We start from the raw sequence: 16,385 nt of genomic DNA, 5'->3' as shown, positions 1-16,385 counted from the left end.
AGACTTGCTTTGGGCAACGCACGCAATATTGCTTTTTGGTTGGTGGCCTTCCTGCTGGTTGTCGCCCTGTTTAATTTATTCAGTGGCAACAGCAGCGCGCTACAGAGCCGCGAAATTGGGTATTCAGATTTCGTAGCAGCTGTTGATGACGGCGCGGTGACCAGCGTAACGCTGGACGGCGAAAAGGTTATTTATCGAGGAGCCGATGGTAAAGACTATGTGACCATCGCGCCAGACGACGCAAAAGTAACAGAGCTTTTGCTGGCAAAGAACGTGCCTGTACAGGCCGAAGCTCAAGAGCAGTCAGGACTTCAGTCCTTTTTGCTAAGCCTTTTGCCATTTGCGCTTTTGATCGGTGTTTGGATTTATTTCATGAACCGTATGCAAGGGGGCGGCAAAGGCGGCGCGATGGGTTTTGGGAAATCCAAAGCCAAAATGCTAACAGAAAAGCATGGCCGCGTTACATTTGATGATGTCGCTGGCATCGACGAAGCCAAGGAAGAGCTTGAGGAAATTGTAGAATTTCTGCGCAACCCGCAAAAGTTCTCGCGTCTCGGCGGTAAAATTCCAAAAGGCGCTTTGTTGGTCGGGCCTCCGGGCACTGGTAAAACACTGCTTGCCCGCGCCATCGCAGGTGAAGCTGGCGTTCCATTCTTTACAATCTCTGGTTCTGACTTTGTCGAAATGTTCGTAGGTGTCGGTGCATCCCGTGTGCGTGACATGTTTGAACAAGCCAAAAAGAACGCACCTTGCATTGTATTCATCGATGAAATCGACGCAGTCGGTCGTCATCGTGGTGCCGGCTACGGCGGTGGCAACGACGAACGCGAACAAACATTGAACCAATTGCTGGTTGAGATGGATGGTTTTGAAGCCAACGAAGGTGTGATCATTCTGGCGGCGACAAACCGCAAGGACGTGCTGGACCCAGCATTGTTGCGTCCAGGTCGTTTTGACCGGAACGTGACCGTGGGTAACCCGGACATCAAAGGTCGTGAAAAGATTTTGGGCGTGCATGCGCGCAAGACACCGCTTGGCCCAGATGTTGATCTGCGCATTATTGCTCGTGGTACACCTGGTTTCTCTGGTGCCGATCTTGCGAACCTCGTAAACGAAGCTGCATTGACGGCGGCCCGTGTTGGACGCCGGTTTGTGACAATGGTCGATTTTGAATTTGCGAAAGATAAAATCATGATGGGTGCAGAGCGCCGCAGCATGGTTATGACCCAAGAGCAAAAAGAAATGACCGCTTATCACGAAGCAGGCCACGCGATTGTCGGCATCACTCTGCCAAAATGTGATCCTGTTTATAAGGCAACCATCATTCCACGCGGCGGCGCATTGGGCATGGTTATGAGCCTTCCAGAAATGGATCGTCTGAATATGTTCAAAGAAGAATGTCATCAGCGCTTGGCAATGGCGATGGCTGGTAAAGCAGCCGAAATCATCAAATATGGTGAGGACGAAGTGTCTAACGGTCCGGCGGGCGACATTCAGCAAGCCTCTGGCCTGGCACGCGCGATGGTTATGCAGTGGGGCATGTCCGACAAAGTTGGCAACATCGATTACCAAGAGGCTGCTGCCGGGTATCAAGCTAACGGTGGGGCCGGTGGGTTCTCTGTGTCTGCGGCAACCAAAGAGATGATCGAGTCGGAAGTAAAACGCTTGATTGACGAAGGCTATAAGCGCGCGGCAGAAATTCTAACCGAAAAAAGCGATGAATTTGAGCGGCTTGCACAAGGCTTGTTGGAATATGAAACGCTGACGGGCGAAGAGATTAACCGCGTTATCAGAGGGGAGCCTCCACATGCGTCTGATGATGATGACGAAGATAACAAGGACGAAGGCAATGCGCCAAGTCTGACGGCGGTTCCAAAAACCAAGCCACGGACAAAGCCCTCTGGTGACAGTGATTTAGAACCAGAACCCTCAGCATAATTGACTTGTTTAAAATTGAACCCCAGCGCTACAAAGTGGCGCTGGGTTTTTTTTGTGGGATCACTTACCCTGAAATTAGCGTTCACTGAATGGCCTTACATGCTCGAGCGACGCTCCTAAGGGGGAATATGTCGGAAATACGCGCTGTGGGTGGGCAACTTTATGTAAGATTTAGCCATGAAATGCTTGCGATCGGAGAGAATTCGCCATGGGTTATAAGTCTGACATTGATATTGCGCGCGAAGCCAAAAAGCGTCCAATTCAGGAAATAGGCGCCAAGCTTGGCATGAGCGCAGAAGATCTTTTGCCTTATGGCCACGACAAGGCAAAGGTTGGCCAAGACTATATCAACTCTGTTCAGTCAAATGATGACGGTAAACTGATTCTGGTCACAGCGATCAACCCAACACCTGCTGGTGAGGGCAAAACGACGACAACAGTTGGTTTGGGCGATGGTCTGAACCGCATCGGGAAAAATGCCACGATTTGTATTCGCGAGGCGTCTCTTGGGCCAAACTTCGGTATGAAGGGTGGAGCAGCAGGTGGCGGCTATGCACAGATCGTGCCCATGGAAGAAATGAACCTGCACTTTACCGGTGACTTTCACGCGATCACATCCGCGCATTCCTTGCTCTCTGCAATGGTCGACAATCACATCTATTGGGGCAACAAACTAGACATCGACACACGGCGTGTCACTTGGCGACGTGTTGTTGACATGAATGACCGTGCCTTACGCCAAATCACCGCGTCTTTGGGTGGGGTTTCCAACGGTTTCCCACGCGAAGCTGGGTTTGATATTACGGTAGCCTCTGAAGTCATGGCGATTTTGTGCTTGGCGACAGATTTGAAAGATCTTGAGAAACGCCTTGGTGATATAATCGTTGCCTACCGTCGTGACAAAAGTCCGGTTTATTGCCGCGACATCAAAGCCGAGGGTGCAATGACAGTGCTCTTGAAAGATGCGATGCAGCCAAACCTTGTTCAAACGCTGGAAAATAACCCAGCCTTTGTACACGGCGGGCCTTTCGCAAACATCGCCCATGGCTGTAACTCTGTGATCGCGACCAAGACAGCCTTAAAAGTGTCTGACTATGTTGTGACCGAAGCCGGGTTTGGGGCCGATTTAGGCGCAGAAAAATTCATGAACATCAAATGCCGCAAAGCTGGCATTGCACCTTCTGCGGTTGTTCTGGTTGCTACTGTGCGGGCGATGAAAATGAACGGTGGCGTGGCCAAAGCGGACCTAGGAACCGAAAGTGTTGAAGCCGTTGAAAAAGGCTGTGCAAACCTTGGACGTCACATCGAAAACGTAAAGTCGTTTGGTGTGCCGGTTGTCGTGGCAATTAACCACTTTGTAACCGATACGGACGCCGAAGTAGACGCCATCAAAGCGTTTGTCGCAACTCACGGATGCGAGGCCATCTTGTCCCGCCACTGGGAGCTGGGATCGGAAGGCTCAGAAGACCTTGCCAAAAAGGTTGTTGATCTGGCCGAGTCTGGTTCCGCGCATTTTGCGCCGATCTACGCCGATGATATGCCTTTGTTTGAGAAGATTGAAACAGTGGCAAAGCGCATTTACCGAGCCGACGAAGTACTTGCCGACAAAAAAATCCGCAATCAGCTGCGGGAATGGGAAGACGCCGGATATGGCAACCTGCCAGTGTGTATGGCTAAAACCCAATACTCATTTTCTACCGACCCGAATCTGCGCGGTGCACCAACCGGCCATTCAGTTCCGGTTCGAGAAGTACGATTGTCTGCCGGTGCAGGTTTCATCGTTGTTGTATGCGGAGAGATTATGACAATGCCGGGTCTGCCACGCGCACCCTCGGCGGAATTCATCAAGCTTAACGAAGAAGGGCAGATAGAAGGGTTGTTCTAACCTCAAAAATAGGGTTTCTGCATTCCTGAAGCCCAAGGGCCGCAGGAGAGTAGAGATGACCGCAACACGACGACCCGAGAATTGTCACGACATGACCGCTGTGCGGCATGGCATTGATGCAGTCGACCAGGAACTTGTGACCCTTTTGGTCCAGCGCGCGGGCTTTATTGACCGTGCGCTCGAACTCAAAAAGGGCAATGGTTGGCCGGCGCGAATTCCGGATCGTGTTGAAGAAGTTGTTGAAAATGTGCGCGCCGAAGCGGCGCGACAGGGGCTGGACCCGAATCTTGTAGATTGCCTTTGGCGACAATTGATTGAGTGGTCCATAGATCGAGAAGAGCAGGGGCTTTCACAAGAATAGTTGTGACCCCTTTGATATTTGCTGGAGAAAAACATGGCGGCGGAAATTATTGACGGTAAGGCCTTTGCGGCAACGGTACGCGAAAAGGTCGCGCTGCATGTGACGCGCCTGAAAGAAGAAAACGGTATTACGCCTGGCTTGGCCGTTGTGCTGGTGGGCGAAGACCCTGCAAGCCAAGTATATGTCCGATCGAAAGGAAAGCAGACTGTTGAAGTCGGCATGAATTCTTTTGAACACAAGCTTGACGCGGACACATCAGAGGCCGATTTGCTTGACGTTGTGGACAAGCTAAACAACGATCCTGCAGTGCACGGAATTCTTGTGCAGCTGCCTTTGCCCGGTCATCTGAACGAGGATTTGATTATAAATTCGATCTCGCCAGAGAAAGACGTTGATGGCTTTCATATTTCCAACGTTGGGTTGCTGGGCACGGGCCAGAAATCCATGGTGCCCTGTACGCCTCTTGGCTGCCTTATGATGCTGCGCAATTACCATGGCTCTTTGTCGGGCCTAAATGCGGTTGTCGTTGGCCGTTCAAACATTGTGGGCAAGCCAATGGCGCAGTTGTTGCTTGGTGATAGCTGCACGGTAACAATCGCTCATAGCCGCACCAAAGATCTGCCTGATGTCGTGCGTCGTGCAGATATTGTAGTGGCCGCAGTCGGCCGGCCTGAAATGGTGCCAGGCGATTGGATCAAAGAAGGTGCGACGGTTATTGACGTTGGCATCAACCGAATTGAACGCGATGGCAAGAACAAGCTGGTTGGCGATGTGGATTTTGCTTCTGCTTCTGAAAACGCTGGCGCTATTACACCAGTTCCAGGTGGCGTGGGTCCGATGACAATCGCGTGCTTGCTGGCAAATACCGTCACGGCCTGTAGCCGGGCCAATGGGCTTGCAGAGCCAGAAGGGCTGACAGCCTGATCTTAGGGCGTTCCAATCAGGCAAACCTTATCGTCGCGAGGCACCTCGCGCCGATGGTCAATTCCCTTAACCGGGAAGTGCGACCACTCGGGGTGTTTGCCCTGTGACAATTGCCATGGCTTCGGGGCGCATCAACGCTCTGAGCGCCTTGTCAGTGCTGCGCAATCCGCCGGTGTAGGTGCCATATGCAGGCATAATGACACGGTCAGAATCAAACAAAAATGCCGGTCGCGAAATGCCGCGTAGACGCGTTTGTACCCGTACTTTGGGGTGATAGTGCCCAGAGATTTCGCCGCTTTGTCGCGGGTCTGCAATATGGCGAAACGCTAAGGGTGGTAAAGGCAACTCTGCTAAATGCGCCCCCGGCAATTCGATAGGTCCAGGATCATGGTTGCCTTCGATCCAAACCCAACGCAGACCAGCCTGCATGCGATTGATCCAATTGCTTTCGGCCTCTGGCAGGGCATCCAGCACCTGTAAGTCATCAAAGCTATCACCCAAACAAATTACGGTTTCTGCAGCGGTTTGTCGGATGTCATTTTCCAGCCGAATTAACGTGTCGCGCGTGTCATATGGGGGCAAAATAGAACCGCCATTGCGTGCGATCCTTTCGGACTTACCAAGATGCAAATCAGAGACACAGAGCAAATTCTTTGCGCGCCACCAAAGCGCACCAGATCCAAGCGCTGTAAGCTGGGTACCGGCTAGGGTGAAATCCAAAAAGTTCATAGCCAATTGGTGGCGTGATTCTAAAGGCCAATCAACCGCTAAATGTCAGCTTTGTTCCAAACCGGCAGCTTGCATAATCGCGGCCTCTTCTTCCTGCAACAAGCGTTCCTCGGCCCCGCCGGACACCGACACTTTGCCCATTTCCAAAAATAGGGGCGCAGCCAAGGGGGAAACTCTGTCCAATAACACCAAGTCAATGCGCCCCTCAACACGATCCAGCATTTCCTCGATACGAGAAAAGTCCACCAACCCGCGCATTGCTTCGTCACGTGTGATCTGCATCAACAGATGATCGGGATCATATTTGAGTAAGGTGTCATACAATATGTCACTAGAGAACGTCGCTTGCCTGCCTGATTTACGCTTTCCCAGGTTGTTTCGCTCGATCAGACCGGCAATGGTCGCTGCTCCGCGAAAGCTGCGTTTCATAAGCGCATTTTGTGACAGCCAGCCATCCAGCCCATCGCGCAAATACTGCCTTTCAAAGAGGGGCGTAGGGTCGGTGACAGCGTCCAGTCCCCAGATCAACGTGGCATAGTCGGTGGCGACAAACCCCATTGGGGCCAGCCCCAGCTCTTCCATGCGCTTGGTCAGCAAAAGTCCAAGTGTTTGTTGGGCATTGCGGCCGGCAAACCCGTATACACAAATATGATGACGCCCATCATGGGGGAAGCTTTCAATGAGCAGGCGATTTGGTTGCGGCAGCTGAGAGGTCTTACGCTGCAGCTCCAACCAATCCACGGTGTGCTGTGGCAAGCCGGGCCATGTTTTGTTTTGAAACAGCTGCAAAATCCGGTTTGATAGTTGCGTAGATGTAGCAAATTTGGTGCCGGAAAAAACCGCAATTTTCGGTTTTCGTCCGGGTGTTTTTGAAACTTCAACTGTCAGCTCCCGCAACCCTTCATACCGAACGATTTGGCCACCAATCAAAAAAGTGTCTCCTTGGGTCAATGAAGCTGCAAAATTCTCTTCAATTTCGCCAAGGAGCTTGCCCCCGCGGGCACGTTTCATACGCACTTTTAATAGGTCACTGTCCTGAATAGTTCCCGCATTCATCCTGATTTTCGCCGCGAGACGTGGATCTCGCAGTTGCCAACTTCCGCCAGATTGCAATTGCAATCGTTGCCATTGATCATAGGCCTTTAACGCGTAGCCACCTGTTGCACAGAATTGCAAACATGCGTCAAATTCATCGCGCGTTAATGTGCGAAAGGCTCCAGCGGAGGTCACTTCAAGAAACAGTGCATCAGCATCAAACGGTCCAGAGGATGCGCAAAGCAGAATATGCTGGCACAACACATCACGCGGTCCAGCCGCTCGGGTTTCCCCGTCAAGGTCGTGGGCATAGACGGCCCCTAGCGCTGCCACACACTCAACAACTTCAAATCGGTTCGCGGGCACCAGCAGCGCCTTGGACGGGGCGTTATAGCGGTGATTGGCGCGCCCGATCCGCTGAACCAGCCGCTTTACGTTCTTTGGTGCGCCAATCTGGATAACCAAATCAACGTCGCCCCAGTCGATGCCAAGATCAAGGCTGCCAGTGCAGACAATAGCCCGCAGCTCACCGCGTACCATTGCGGCTTCAACCCGTTCGCGTTGTGTGCGGTCTAGGCTGCCGTGATGGATGCCAATGGGTAAGCTTTCATCATTTGCCAACCAAAGCTTGTGAAAAAATATTTCCGCCTGCGCGCGTGTGTTGTGAAACACCAATGTCGTTTTGTGTTTCTTGATCTGTTCCAAAACCGCTGGAATCGCATAGGCTGCACCGCCTCCTGACCAAGGCGGTGCCTCTAAAGTCGTCAACATCTGAATGTCGGGCGCAGGCCCGGGGTCTGCGTGCAAGATGGGGCAGGGATCGGGGTTTTTTGCGAGCAAATACGCGATCTCTTCGGGATCATCTACGGTGGCGGACAAGCCAACGCGCTTCAGCTCGGGGCAAAGACTTTGAAGGCGCGAAAGTGCCAACATCAGTTGATCGCCACGTTTGCTTTCTGCAAGTGCATGTATTTCGTCAACAATCACCCGCTTAAGCCCTGCAAATGTTCGGGCTGCATCAGGATAGCTGATCAATAGTGCCAGGCTTTCAGGTGTTGTCAGCAAGATATGAGGTGGGTCGGCGCGCTGTCTTTTCTTGTGAAAATTTGACGTATCACCGGTGCGATCCTCTATGCGCACATCAAGCCCCATTTCTTCGACAGGTTTGCGCAGATTTCGTTTAATATCGGTCGCGAGGGCTTTTAATGGCGAGACATACAGCGTGTGCATTCCGGCATGCGGGGTTGCCGATAGATCAACAAGTGTTGGCAAAAAGCCTGCAAGTGTTTTGCCCCCTCCGGTTGGCGCGATCAACAAAAGGGCAGGGTCATTGTGCCTTTGCAACATCTCACGTTGATGCGGGTGTATTTCCCAGCCTTTAGAGCGAAACCAGTTTTGGAATTGCTGCGGGAAGTCGCTCATAAGCTGTTGTTAGTCCTGGGCAGGCGCACAAAACAATTGATAAAGTAAACCAATGACTTGGGCTGTATTTGGGTCCGCAAGCGTATAAAAGACTGCCTTGCCATCGCGCCGCGTCGCCACAAGTCCGTCTTCACGCAATCGCGCGAGCATCTGACTGACCGCGGCTTGTCGCACATCCAAGAGTGCTTCGAGCTCACTAACCGATTTTTCGCCTGAACTTAGGTGGCAAAGTATCATCAAGCGACCGCCATGCGCCAAGGTTTTCAAATAAGCGGCGGCGGCCTCTGCGTTGCTTGCCATAGCCTCTGTGGAAATTGCTGCATTCTGCATGATCTGTGACGGAGCCTTGTTATTTTGGTATTTATTAACACGTCAAATCTCTAAGTGCGAGATCCATGACAGGCGTTAGTACACCTTTGCTGCAGGCTTGCGTTTGCGCCCAATAAAAATCATCAGTGAGACGACCATCAAGATTGCAGACAGCAAAAAAGCAGCACCAGGCAAGTAGATTGGCGCGTTTGGAGCGGAAAAATAAGCAAAGGTTTGCGTCATCAGCAAGGGTGAGAATATCATCGCCACAGAGGTTACTGATGCCAAAACGCCCTGCAATTCACCCTGTGCGTCATCTGGGATGCGCCGCGACATGATGCCTTGCAATGCAGGAACGCCGATGGCGGCCAATGCAGCGAATGGCGTAAAACCAAGCGCAAACATGCCAGACGATACAAACCCCATAAATATCAACATGATCACTTCGATCGAAAGCCCTGCAATCACCGTTCCTCGGTGGCCCAAATGCTTGATGGATGGCTGCACCAAAACGCCCTGAACAATCGCAAAGAAAACGCCAAAAACGGCAAGTGACACGCCGATCATGCCAGGCCCCCAACCAAAACGCTCTGTGGTGAAATACGGCCAGGTGACCGGGTACACGAAACTTGAAACCTGATAGAAAAAGAAAACCAGCAAAAGCGCGGTCAAGCCCGGCATTTTAGTCACTGCAGAAAATGCGCCAAGCGGATTAGCGCGTGCCCAGGTGAAAGGGCGCCGTATTTGGTCGGTTACCGTTTCTTTTAACACCAACCATCCCAAGAAACCGTTCATCGCAGCCAATGCGGCGGCAGCATAAAATGGGGCGCGTGTTCCATAGCTGGCCAAAAGGCCGCCAATGACGGGGCCCAAAACAAATCCGATGCCAAATCCCGCGCCTATCAAGCCAAAGTTTTTTGCCTTTTCTTCTGGGGCGCTGATATCTGCCATAAAGGCCGAAGCCGTGGAATGCGTCGCTGCAGTTATGCCCCCAACAATCCGCCCGGCTAGCAATAACCAGATCGTACCAGCTGTCGCCATGACCAAGTAATCTGCTGTCATTATGACCAAAGAAGTCAACAAGATTGGTCGACGCCCATAGCGGTCTGACAGATTGCCAATCAATGGGCTGAATAGAAATTGCATCGCAGCAAAAGCGGTGGTCAGTAGTCCCCCCCAGATCGCGGCATTTGCGATGTCACCGCCTTGGACTTCGCCAATAAGGTCAGGCATCACCGGCATGATCAAGCCGATCCCCATCGCATCGATCACGACTGTCAAAATAATAAATACAATTGGCAAGCGCGAGGTCATTTGGCTTTTCCCGAACTGGTAATTCAGCAATGCAGTCATCGCTGAGGAACTGCGGTAACAATGGAACAGAAATGTCTATGGTTTTGAAATTTCTAAGGCAGCAGCAGCACATAGGCAAATTTGTGCGAGGCAAGGCGAAACCATTTTCGCATGATCAGTCTCCAAAGCGTCATATAACGCAGATGCAAGCGCTGTCAGTTGCGCAAGTTGCGCGAATTCTGCACCCTTTTGCTTGGCCAGCAAGCCGCAAACTCGTACGGCCCAGTTGGCGCAGCTTAGCACGCCAGATCTATCTGCAATTTCGACCGTACCCAAACGCAGCGCTTTGGCCAATGCAGATCTGGTCGCATTTTGCTCTGGGCCTTTGGCGTCAAAAGCAATGGAAACCACGTTTTTGCGAACTTCCATGAGCTCTGCAAGCAAGACGTCTGCCTCGGGCAACATGTGATTTGTAAGCGCCTTTTCACTGATGCTAAGAAACTGACGCAATCGAAGTGCAATCGCCGTATCTATCACGTTCTGTGATGCCATCCCGTTTAGGATATAACCGCTATGTTCAGGTGCCTCCAAAGCCCTGGCAAAGGCATCACGCAGCGCAGTGACGATTTCCCCAGATTTTGCGATGTCTACGGCCAATCCGGCTGGATCTATTTGCACTTCCATCGCAGCCCGATGGATAAAAAAGGCTGAATCTTCAGGGATATGCCCCAATTTTCCTTGTACCTTGGCGAGCGTCCCAGCGACCAAAAGCAAGGCGCGAACCTCTGCTGCGTCGGTAAAGAGACGTCCTGTTTCGCCCGTCGGATAGCGCTTGGAAAGGAGTGGACTTTCAAAAATTGATGCGGCCATTGTGTCCTCAGAGAGTTTTTCCCAATCCGGATAACGCAAGTCGTAGCCTAGGCAAAGCGTATATCAAGCGTGGCCAATGCGTTGGGCAAATTCAGTGATGTGATGCGCAAAGATTTCGGGTTGATCAACACAGCTTAGATGTCCGGCCTTGCGGATAATTTTGAATTCCGAGGCCGGAATAAGCGCCAGAGTTTCGCGCATAAGATCAGGCGGAACCATACCATCTTCGCTGCCGGAAATTCCTAGTGTTGGCAATCGCAGGCCGCTGGTTGGTGTATAAAAGTCGGCCCCCTTGATCGCGTGCATTGCGCCTAGCAAGGCATTTGTGGGGGTTGCAAGAAACAGAGATTGGTGCGCGAGGCGGGCGTCTGTTTCATGTGCTTTGCGGCTGAACCACGCGCGCATCATTTTTTCACAAATATGCATGGTACCGTTGTCCATCGTTTCTGCTATGTCGGCCTCCCAATGTGGGGCAAAACCAATTTTTACAGCGCTTCCAGACAGAACCAAAGCGCGCACTTGATCAAGTCTTTTGATCGCCAATCCCTGCGCGATCAATCCGCCCAATCCCAGACCAACAAGAATGCAGTCTTTGATATTTAGATGATCTAGCATTACTTCGACATCTTTGATGAGAGCACCCATGCCATAGGGTGGGGGAGGGCAATCGGTCTGGCCATGTCCCCGAAGATCAAGGCATATCAAACGCAATTCTGTTGGCAACAAATCTAAAACATCAGACCAAATGCCAGCATCAGTACCGATGGTGTGTAGAAAAACAATTGGTGGCGCGTCATCTGGCCCGCGCATCGTCGCATTCAACATCACGAAATTCTTTGCGTCAGTCATTCTCCAACCCCAAACGCAAATGTGCCATGATCTGTCCATGGTCGCTGGCCAGTTTGTTGTAAGGTGCTTCGGGGTGGCTGCCGTCTGTCAAATGGTCGTTGAGAACGCTGAAATATTCCATTTCTCCAAGTTTTTTGGAATTGTCTGGATGAAAATGATGAGACAAATAAATTTGATCAATGCTTTCATACACACCGCCAAAAGCCGTTGTATATACGACATCACGTAAACTTTTACGAACAAACAGCTTTTCCGCCGATGTAAGGCGCATCTCCTGCATATTTTTCCGAATGGCGAGATCCTGTTCAGCGCTATACCGGTCGCGCGGGGATTGGGCATCATGGCGCAGCATCCAAGCATAGTTCTTAAAGGGTACTTCCCCAGAAATGATTTCAGAGCTAACCGCATGTTCTCCGTCATTAAAATCGCCAGTCACGATCACGGGATTGCCGGCCCGCAACTCTGCAACAATCTCGCGGCGCAACACCCAAGCTTCGGCCATACGCCGAATTGCAGCGCGCATGGCACCCATTGCGCGGCCCATGGGGTCATATTTGTTCAGGTCCGCTTCGACAGCAAACGCGGCACCCGCAGGCGTGATAAATTCTCCGAGTTTTGATTTCAGATGGCAGGTAAAAACCGTAATGTCTTGGCCATCAATTGGCACCTTCGCCTTTAGGATGGGGCGCGAAAGCCTTTTGATTTCAAAGTATCCGGCGCTTTCCCCACCTAGTTCCTTAAGTGGAATTTTCACTGGTTCATCAAGGTCTTGAATGATTTCGGGTGCCCCAGAAAACCCATAGCGGCTCAGGATCGCCACTCCGGGTCGCCGTTGGCCGGGTGTTGCCGTATCATTGGTGTTTGCAGCAAAGGCCAAAGCGGCGTCTTTGTAGCCTGAAAACCCAAGCTTTTTGAAGATGGCTTTCCGATGATATCGTTTATTTTTTGGGGGGATGACTGCGGCGTTTAGCTCGTTGCCTCGGGTTTCGGCTTCGCGCAACACCTCGCGCAACGCTTTTTCTTCAAAAACTTCTTGAAATCCGATCACATCGGCATCCATCGCCAACAATTGATCGGCCATCCAGTCCACTTTCCAAGCGTATTCCTCTGGGGTGTAAGACTGAAATTTGTAGTATTCTTTGTCTGCGCCAATCAGGTTTTTGACATTAAATGATGCGATGGTGAAACGTGTCATAGAGCCCCCGTATTTCCAAGTATTTCAAACCCAACCTTCTGATCAAGCGCCTTGATTTTGAGGGGCCTGCTCAAGCTGTGTGACCCAGTTTTGCAGGGTTTCTAAGGATTCCGGTTCGTCCAAAAACGGGACGTGACCCCGATCTTTAACGGTGGCCATAATCGCTTGAGGCAAGGCAATGCGCATCTTTTGGAATGTATCTGCCGCAAGCAAATCAGAATTTTCACCGCGTAAAACCGCAAGAGGAAGGTTCGATAGTGCCTTGAAAAAAGGCCATAAATCTGGAGCAGAGTCTAAAGGTACAGCCAGCACGCTATCGCGCAATTTGGGGTCATAGTTGATCACCAATCCTTTCTCTGTTTGGTGATAAAACTTCTCGACTTCTTCGCGCCAGCGACTTTGCGGCACGTTTTCAAAACCGGCCATGACGCTGTGTCTTGCCTCTGTGGCTTGCGCCATGGTTTGCCAAGGTGGGTTTTGGCCGATGTAATTCATGATGACTTTTAAGCCCTCCAGATTTAGATCAGGGCCGATGTCATTAAACGCCACGCCAAGCAGGCGATCCGGGGCCATGGCCCCGATGGTGATGGCGCAGAGGCCGCCGCGGGAGGTACCGATAATTGCGAATTTCTTTATTCCCAGAAAATCCATAAGCTCCAGCGCATCTTGGCTTTCGCGTGGGATGTTATAGGTGGTGAAATCTTTGGCCCAATCAGATTTTCCACGGCCACGATAATCCATTTTTAACAAACGGACTTCGCCCAGTTTTCCATTTATATAACTGAAATCACTAGAGTTTCTGGTTAATCCGGCAAGGCAAAGAATGGGAATTCCCTGGCCTTCGTCAGAATAATAAAGCGTCAGGCCGTCGGATGTTTCAAAATGGGGCATTAAATACCTGCAATTTTAGTTATTTCAGTCAAGTTTTTCAGTTGATGGTCCGGGCCATGGGGCAGGCAGTCCACCGGTTCGGCGGCACGATTAACCCAGACAGTTTGGAAACCAAACCCAGATGCGCCAGCAACATCCCAGCCATTGGAAGACACAAACAGCACCTCGTCCGCAGTACAGTTGAAACGCTTGAGGACCAAATCATAAACCCGGCTGTCGGGCTTAAACACGCCCACGGATTCAACGCTTAGAACGTCATCCAACCAAGTAGAAAGGCCCGCGCTTTTCACGGCACCATCCAACATATCGGGTGATCCATTGGACAGAATTCCGGTATTAAGTCCTTGAGATTTAAGAGTTTTTAGCATTTCCGGCACTTCCGGATATGCGGATAACTCCCAATAAAGCTGCAACAGGCGGCGGCGCAAATCTGTGTCGTTTTCAAGCCCAGAGGCTTGCAGTGACCAATCCAGAGCCTCTTGTGTCACCTGCCAAAAATCCGTGTGATTGTGGGTGATGGCCCGCAGCCAGGTGTACTGAAGCTGCTTGTTGCGCCAGTCGGCTGAAACCTTGTCCCAATGGGTTGCAAAGGCAGCGTGCTCTGGCTCTGCAGCGGCTTGGCGGGCGGCGGCGGAAACATCAAACAGCGTTCCATAGGCGTCAAAAATGCAGGTTGTAATCGACATCGGTGTCCTCCACGCGACCAGAATGCGCAGGCATCGGGTAAAGTCAATTGATCGGTTTGCCATTCCTAACGTCAAACTCTAAGTTGCCAAGCGACCGCTTTGACGATCAGGGCGAAAACTAAGATTGGAAAATTCATGACGGCTGCAAAGTCTGGCGATAACGTTCAAATTCACTACACTGGCACATTGAGCGACGGAAGTGTTTTTGACAGCTCTGAAGGGCGTGATCCATTGGCGTTCACTTTGGGATCTGGCCAAGTTATCAAGGGCTTTGACGATGGTGTGACCGGTATGACGGTTGGAGAAAAGAAAACCGTCAACATCCCTTGTGCCGACGCATATGGCCCATCCCACGAGGGAATGATCCAAGATGTGCCACGCGAACAGATCCCAGCAGAAATCCCGTTGGAAGTGGGTCTGATGCTGCAAATGCAGGGCCCGGATGGCCAAGTTATCCCGGTAAAGGTGATGAATATCACGGATGAAGCCGTGACTTTGGACGCCAACCACGAGCTCGCGGGCAAGGATCTGACCTTTGCTTTGGAGCTGGTTGCGATCGCCTAGGTCATCTTTCGTTAATTGTACAATTTGTACGTTTCAGAGCTTGAAACGTACGATTCGAGTAGGGCGTGGCATGGGTCGCGCCCTATTGCCATTTGATGTCTGCTAACCATTCTTTAACCGCATTGATGGCGGCATTGGCTGATTGGCTGCTGTGCGAGAGCAGCCAGACGTCACGCTTGGGCAGGGGGGGCAGACCTTTGGGGCGCACCAGTTCGCGCAGCCGACGGTCCATCGCGGCGACGCGTCTTGGCAAAATGGTTTTGCCGATGCCGGCGGCGACGGCTTCGAAGGCGGTGGTTGCATCCAGCACGGTCAGCGAAGAAGCCCCTTGGGGACTTTGCGCGATGGCGGCATTTAGCCAGATGGCCTGAGGGAAGGTGGCTTGGGAATCGTCGTAACCGATCCAGGCTGAGGTGTCAGATTTGTCGCTGGTGGTTTGTTCCGGGCCAAAAATAGCATAGTGCAATTGCCCGATCTTGCGCGCGGTGGTTTTCAGCCCGCCAGCTACCGGACGCGCCAAACGGATCGCAAGATCTGCTTCGCGTTTTGTCAGATCGATATTTCGGGTCTCGGGCACCAGTTCGATGGTGATATTGGGATGACGCCTTTGAATGCGCGTTAATTCAGGTACTAGAATGCGATTGATGACCAGAGGCACGGCACTGACGCGCACGGTGCCGCTTGTGGACAGGCCAGCGCTGCCCGAAAGTTCCTGGATCTCGGTGTTTTGCTGTTCGATGATTTCGGCGTGTTCGAGGATTGTCAGGCCGATATTTGACAGTTCATAGCCGTTGTCTCCGCCCTTTTGGATGAGCTTGACATCAAGCTTGCGTTCTAGGGCTGCGATGCGTCGGGAAACGGTGGTTTCGCTGACACCGGCCTTGCGGCCTGCCTCGGTAAAAGAGCCGGTGCGGTGTATCGCCAGGAGGTATCTGAGGTCGTTCCAATCATGATCCTGCATTTTTGCAGATTAACTTGGCTAATTTGCTGGGGCAACCTGCTATTTTGCTGTGTTATAAAATTTCGTGACGGAACAGGGAGGGTGCACCGTGAAATATGTGGTTCTATTTGAAGACAATCCAGAGACTGATCTTTGTACGCGTCTGAGTTATCTTCCCCTGCATCTGGCCTATTTGGAAAAAAACGCCGATCGCATTTCTGCGGTTGGGGGGCTGACGGATGCAGATGATATTGGGCGGGGCGATCTGTGGGTGTTGACCGCAGAGGATGAAGACGAGGTGGCGCGCTATGTGCGGGAAGACCCGTTTTGGCCCACGGGGCTGCGCAAGTCGTTTCAGATTATGAAGTGGCGTCAGGTTTTTGCAAATGGGGCCCGGATCGCCCAGGCAGAACCGGCGTTTGCCTAAGAATTATAGCGCGTTTTGACCTCTCTGAAAACGCGAAGGGCCCTGCGGTGCAGGGCCCTTATTTGTT

At 51.8% G+C, this 16,385-nt stretch carries 16 protein-coding genes; 6 read left to right on the top strand and 10 right to left on the bottom strand.

The window, feature by feature from the left end; all coding sequences use genetic code 11:
• Positions 1–9: 9 nt before the first annotated feature.
• From ftsH to folD, 4 genes are all read left to right on the top strand, one after another.
• Positions 10–1,938, top strand: coding sequence for an ATP-dependent zinc metalloprotease FtsH (ftsH, locus tag ABXG94_RS07195; RefSeq protein ID WP_353533169.1), 1,929 nt, complete (start codon positions 10–12; stop codon positions 1,936–1,938).
• A 208-nt stretch (positions 1,939–2,146) separates the two neighbouring features.
• Complete coding sequence (locus ABXG94_RS07190) at positions 2,147–3,823, top strand: formate--tetrahydrofolate ligase (protein WP_353533168.1); 1,677 nt, start codon at positions 2,147–2,149, stop codon at positions 3,821–3,823.
• A gap of 55 nt (positions 3,824–3,878) precedes the next feature.
• Positions 3,879–4,184, top strand: coding sequence for a chorismate mutase (locus tag ABXG94_RS07185; protein ID WP_353533167.1), 306 nt, complete (start codon positions 3,879–3,881; stop codon positions 4,182–4,184).
• Positions 4,185–4,217: 33 nt separating this feature from the next.
• The gene (gene folD, locus ABXG94_RS07180; protein ID WP_353533166.1) at positions 4,218–5,108 is read left to right on the top strand and encodes a bifunctional methylenetetrahydrofolate dehydrogenase/methenyltetrahydrofolate cyclohydrolase FolD; all 891 of its coding nucleotides are present in this window, start codon (positions 4,218–4,220) and stop codon (positions 5,106–5,108) included.
• A gap of 66 nt (positions 5,109–5,174) precedes the next feature.
• Here the strand turns inward: folD and pdeM are convergent, their stop codons facing one another.
• The 9 genes from pdeM to ABXG94_RS07135 form a co-directional block, all read right to left on the bottom strand.
• Complete coding sequence (gene pdeM / locus ABXG94_RS07175) at positions 5,175–5,837, bottom strand: ligase-associated DNA damage response endonuclease PdeM (protein ID WP_353533165.1); 663 nt, start codon at positions 5,835–5,837, stop codon at positions 5,175–5,177.
• A gap of 45 nt (positions 5,838–5,882) precedes the next feature.
• A complete protein-coding gene (locus tag ABXG94_RS07170; protein WP_353533164.1) occupies positions 5,883–8,294 on the bottom strand; it encodes a ligase-associated DNA damage response DEXH box helicase in 2,412 nt (803 codons plus the stop codon).
• A gap of 9 nt (positions 8,295–8,303) precedes the next feature.
• Positions 8,304–8,624 (bottom strand): ArsR/SmtB family transcription factor, encoded by a 321-nt coding sequence (locus ABXG94_RS07165; protein ID WP_353533163.1) that lies wholly within the window; start codon positions 8,622–8,624, stop codon positions 8,304–8,306.
• A gap of 75 nt (positions 8,625–8,699) precedes the next feature.
• Positions 8,700–9,917 carry a TCR/Tet family MFS transporter gene (locus tag ABXG94_RS07160; RefSeq protein ID WP_353533162.1) on the bottom strand — a complete coding sequence of 406 codons (1,218 nt, stop codon included), beginning with the start codon at positions 9,915–9,917 and terminating at the stop codon, positions 8,700–8,702.
• 75 nt (positions 9,918–9,992) lie between these two features.
• Positions 9,993–10,766, bottom strand: a complete 774-nt coding sequence (locus ABXG94_RS07155; protein WP_353533161.1) for a lyase family protein — start codon at positions 10,764–10,766, stop codon at positions 9,993–9,995.
• 63 nt (positions 10,767–10,829) lie between these two features.
• Complete coding sequence (locus ABXG94_RS07150; protein WP_353533160.1) at positions 10,830–11,615, bottom strand: alpha/beta fold hydrolase; 786 nt, start codon at positions 11,613–11,615, stop codon at positions 10,830–10,832.
• Positions 11,608–12,810 carry an endonuclease/exonuclease/phosphatase family protein gene (locus ABXG94_RS07145; RefSeq protein WP_353533159.1) on the bottom strand — a complete coding sequence of 401 codons (1,203 nt, stop codon included), beginning with the start codon at positions 12,808–12,810 and terminating at the stop codon, positions 11,608–11,610. The genes ABXG94_RS07150 and ABXG94_RS07145 overlap by 8 nt, the downstream gene beginning before the upstream one ends.
• Positions 12,811–12,852: 42 nt before the next feature.
• The gene (locus tag ABXG94_RS07140) at positions 12,853–13,701 is read right to left on the bottom strand and encodes an alpha/beta fold hydrolase (RefSeq protein ID WP_353533158.1); all 849 of its coding nucleotides are present in this window, start codon (positions 13,699–13,701) and stop codon (positions 12,853–12,855) included.
• A complete protein-coding gene (locus ABXG94_RS07135; RefSeq protein WP_353533156.1) occupies positions 13,701–14,387 on the bottom strand; it encodes a haloacid dehalogenase type II in 687 nt (228 codons plus the stop codon). The genes ABXG94_RS07140 and ABXG94_RS07135 overlap by 1 nt, the downstream gene beginning before the upstream one ends.
• 135 nt (positions 14,388–14,522) lie before the next feature.
• On the opposite strand from ABXG94_RS07135, the gene ABXG94_RS07130 reads away from it, so the two are divergent.
• Positions 14,523–14,951 (top strand): FKBP-type peptidyl-prolyl cis-trans isomerase, encoded by a 429-nt coding sequence (locus tag ABXG94_RS07130; protein ID WP_353533154.1) that lies wholly within the window; start codon positions 14,523–14,525, stop codon positions 14,949–14,951.
• A gap of 82 nt (positions 14,952–15,033) precedes the next feature.
• Here ABXG94_RS07130 and ABXG94_RS07125 read toward each other — a convergent pair whose 3' ends face one another.
• A complete protein-coding gene (locus tag ABXG94_RS07125; RefSeq protein ID WP_353533153.1) occupies positions 15,034–15,912 on the bottom strand; it encodes a LysR family transcriptional regulator in 879 nt (292 codons plus the stop codon).
• Between the two features lie 88 nt (positions 15,913–16,000).
• On the opposite strand from ABXG94_RS07125, the gene ABXG94_RS07120 reads away from it, so the two are divergent.
• A complete protein-coding gene (locus tag ABXG94_RS07120) occupies positions 16,001–16,318 on the top strand; it encodes a YciI family protein (protein WP_353533152.1) in 318 nt (105 codons plus the stop codon).
• Positions 16,319–16,385 lie beyond the last annotated feature (67 nt).

Source organism: Cognatishimia sp. WU-CL00825, assembly GCF_040364665.1.
Taxonomy (GTDB): domain Bacteria; phylum Pseudomonadota; class Alphaproteobacteria; order Rhodobacterales; family Rhodobacteraceae; genus Cognatishimia.
This window is presented reverse-complemented; position numbering and strand designations above follow the sequence as displayed.